General features: G+C 68.0%; 1 protein-coding gene. It reads right to left on the bottom strand.

From position 1 onward, the window contains the following. Positions 1-122: 122 nt before the first annotated feature. Positions 123-4,028, bottom strand: a complete 3,906-nt coding sequence (locus LCE31_RS21215) for a DNA-directed RNA polymerase subunit beta' (RefSeq protein WP_225016466.1) — start codon at positions 4,026-4,028, stop codon at positions 123-125. Between the last annotated feature and the right edge of the window lie 177 nt (positions 4,029-4,205).

Below are 4,205 nucleotides of genomic sequence, written 5' to 3'. Positions count from 1 at the left end.
CGTCACGGCAGGAGCACGCGCGCCCGCGGCACGGCCGACGAGCAGAGCACCCCGCCTCCTCATGCCCTGGAAACGCCGGTGGGCGGCCACCCGTTCGGGATGGCCGCCCTCCGCACCGCTACTTACTGGTTGTACGGACCGTAGTCGTAGTCCTCCAGCGGAACGGCCTGGCCGGAGCCCGTGCCGAACGGCGAGTAGTCGATGTCGTCGTAGCCGACGGCCGAGTACATCGCGGCCTTGGCCTCCTCGGTCGGCTCGACCCGGATGTTGCGGTAGCGGGACAGGCCCGTACCGGCCGGGATGAGCTTACCGATGATGACGTTCTCCTTGAGGCCGATCAGGGAGTCCGACTTGGCGTTGATCGCCGCGTCGGTCAGGACCCTGGTCGTCTCCTGGAAGGACGCCGCCGACAGCCACGACTCGGTGGCCAGCGACGCCTTGGTGATGCCCATCAGCTGCGGACGGCCGGAGGCCGGCTGGCCGCTCTCGCGCACCACGCGACGGTTCTCGGTCTCGAACTTCGAGCGCTCGACCAGCTCGCCGGGCAGCAGCTCCGCGTCGCCCGACTCGATGATCGTGACCCGGCGCAGCATCTGCCGGATGATGATCTCGATGTGCTTGTCGTGGATCGACACACCCTGCGAGTTGTAGACCTTCTGGACCTCGCCGACCAGGTGGACCTGGACCGCGCGCTGGCCGAGGATGCGCAGCACGTCGTGCGGGTTGGTGGCACCCACGGTGAGCTTCTGGCCCACCTCGACGTGATCGCCCTCGCCCACGAGGAGGCGCGCCCGCTTGGAGATCGGGAACGGAGTCTCCTCGCTGCCGTCGTCCGGCGTGACGATGATCTTCTTGGTCTTCTCGGTCTCCTCGATGCGGACGCGGCCCGCGGCCTCCGAGATCGGGGCGACACCCTTGGGGGTACGGGCCTCGAACAGCTCGACGACACGCGGCAGACCCTGCGTGATGTCGTCACCCGCCACACCACCGGTGTGGAAGGTACGCATCGTCAGCTGGGTGCCGGGCTCACCGATGGACTGGGCGGCGATGATGCCGACCGCCTCACCGATGTCGACCAGCTTGCCGGTGGCCAGCGAGCGGCCGTAGCAGAACGCGCAGGTGCCGACGGCGGACTCGCAGGTCAGGACCGAACGGGTCTTGACCTCCTCCACGCCGGCCGCGACGAGCGCGTCGATGAGCACGTCACCGAGGTCGACGTTGGCGGGCGCGATGACCTTGCCGTCCACCACGACGTCCTCGGCGAGCATGCGCGCGTACACGGACGTCTCGACGTCCTCGGCCTTGCGCAGCACACCGTCGGTGCCCCGGTCCGCGATCTTCAGCTTGAGGCCGCGGTCGGTGCCGCAGTCCTCCTCGCGGATGATCACGTCCTGCGAGACGTCCACCAGACGACGGGTCAGGTAACCCGAGTCGGCGGTACGCAGAGCGGTGTCGGCCAGACCCTTGCGGGCACCGTGGGTGGAGATGAAGTACTCCAGCACGGACAGGCCTTCACGGAAGGACGCCTTGATGGGACGCGGGATCGTCTCGTTCTTGGCGTTCGACACCAGACCGCGCATACCGGCGATCTGACGCATCTGCATCATGTTTCCGCGCGCACCCGAGTTCACCATCATGAAGATGGGGTTCGTCTTCGGGAAGTTCTCGTTCATGGCCTCGGCGACCTCGTTGGTCGCCTTGGTCCAGATCGCGATGAGCTCCTGCGTGCGCTCGTCCTTGGTGATCAGACCGCGCTCGTACTGCTTCTGGACCTTCTCGTCCTGCGCCTCGTAGCCCGCGACGATCTCCTTCTTCGCCTCGGGAACGACGACGTCGGAGATGGCCACGGTGACACCGGAGCGGGTCGCCCAGAAGAAGCCGGCCGCCTTCAGGTTGTCGAGCGTCGCCGCCACGATGACCTTCGGGTAGCGCTCGGCGAGGTCGTTGACGATCTCGGAGAGCTGCTTCTTGCCGACCGAGTAGTCCACGAACGGGTAGTCCTCGGGCAGCAGCTCGTTGAAGAGCGCGCGGCCCAGGGTCGTCCGCAGCCGGAACGGGTCGCCGGCCTGCCACTGGGTGTCCGGCTCGCCGTCCTCGTTCAGCGGGGGCGTCCAGCCGCGCGGCGGGATGGTGCCCACCGGGAAGCGGATGTCGACCTTCGCCTGGAGCGACAGCTCGCGGTTGTCGAACGCCATGGTGGCCTCGGCCGTGGAGCCGAAGGACCGGTCCGTGCCCGTGACCTTGCGCTCCGCCTCGTCCGTCGTGAGGAAGAACAGGCCGAGCACCATGTCCTGGGTCGGCATGGTGACGGGACGGCCGTCGGCCGGCTTCAGGATGTTGTTCGAGGACAGCATCAGGATGCGGGCCTCGGCCTGCGCCTCCGCGGACAGCGGCAGGTGCACGGCCATCTGGTCGCCGTCGAAGTCCGCGTTGAACGCGGTGCACACGAGCGGGTGGATCTGGATGGCCTTGCCCTCGACCAGCTGCGGCTCGAAGGCCTGGATGCCGAGGCGGTGCAGGGTCGGCGCGCGGTTGAGCAGTACGGGGTGCTCGGCGATGACCTCTTCGAGCACGTCGTACACGACCGTGCGGCCGCGCTCCACCATGCGCTTCGCCGACTTGATGTTCTGCGCGTGGTTCAGGTCGACCAGGCGCTTCATCACGAACGGCTTGAACAGCTCGAGCGCCATCGCCTTCGGCAGGCCGCACTGGTGCAGCTTGAGCTGCGGGCCGACGACGATCACGGAACGTGCCGAGTAGTCGACGCGCTTGCCGAGCAGGTTCTGGCGGAAGCGGCCCTGCTTGCCCTTGAGCATGTCGGACAGCGACTTCAGCGGGCGGTTGCCGGGGCCCGTGACCGGGCGGCCGCGGCGGCCGTTGTCGAAGAGCGCGTCGACGGCCTCCTGGAGCATGCGCTTCTCGTTGTTCACGATGATCTCGGGGGCGCCGAGGTCGAGAAGCCGCTTCAGGCGGTTGTTGCGGTTGATGACGCGGCGGTACAAGTCGTTCAGGTCGGAGGTCGCGAAGCGGCCACCGTCCAGCTGCACCATCGGACGCAGGTCCGGCGGGATGACCGGCACGCAGTCCAGCACCATGCCCTTGGGGCTGTTGCTGGTCTGGAGGAACGCGGAGACGACCTTGAGGCGCTTGAGCGCGCGGGTCTTCTTCTGGCCCTTGCCGGTGCGGATGATCTCGCGGAGGCGCTCGGCCTCCTCGTTGAGGTCGAAGGACTCCAGGCGCTTCTGCAGCGCGGCGGCGCCCATCGAACCGTCGAAGTACGTGCCGAAGCGGTCACGCAGCTCGCGGTAGAGGAGCTCGTCGCCCTCCAGGTCCTGCACCTTGAGGTTCTTGAAGCGGTTCCAGACCTCGTCCAGGCGGTCGATCTCGCGCTGCGCGCGGTCGCGCAGCTGCTTCATCTCACGCTCGGCACCCTCGCGCACCTTGCGGCGCACGTCGGCCTTGGCGCCCTCGGCCTCCAGCTCGGCCAGGTCGGTCTCGAGCTTCTTGGCGCGGGCTTCGAGGTCGGAGTCGCGGCGGTTCTCGACCTGCTGGCGCTCGACGGAGACGTGGGCCTCCAGCGAGGGCAGGTCGCGGGTGCGGCGGTCCTCGTCGACGTACGTGATCATGTACGCGGCGAAGTAGATGACCTTCTCCAGGTCCTTCGGCGCGAGGTCGAGCAGGTAGCCGAGGCGGGAGGGAACGCCCTTGAAGTACCAGATGTGGGTGACGGGAGCGGCCAGCTCGATGTGGCCCATCCGCTCGCGGCGCACCTTGGCGCGCGTGACCTCGACGCCACAGCGCTCACAGATGATGCCCTTGAAGCGGACACGCTTGTACTTGCCGCAGTAGCACTCCCAGTCCCGGGTGGGGCCGAAGATCTTCTCGCAGAAGAGTCCGTCCTTCTCGGGCTTGAGGGTGCGGTAGTTGATGGTCTCCGGCTTCTTCACCTCGCCGTGGGACCAGGTACGGATGTCGTCCGCGGTGGCAAGGCCGATCCGCAGCTCGTCGAAGAAGTTGACGTCGAGCACTATGCGTCAATCCCTCTCAGGGTTGTGTCTGAAGGTCTGATGGGGGCCCCCACGCGGGGAGCGTGGGGGAGGGTCCGAGGTTGGCCGCCCGGGCCCCCGGGGGGGGGGCCCCCGGGGGGGGGGCCCGCCGGGGGCATAGGCGCAGCTACGCTCCCCCCGGGGCCGGTCGATGGCCAG

Source organism: Streptomyces sp. 8L, assembly GCF_020176795.1.
Taxonomy (GTDB): domain Bacteria; phylum Actinomycetota; class Actinomycetes; order Streptomycetales; family Streptomycetaceae; genus Streptomyces.
The sequence above is the reverse complement of the archived record's forward strand: the minus strand, read 5'-3'. Positions and strand labels throughout refer to the sequence as shown.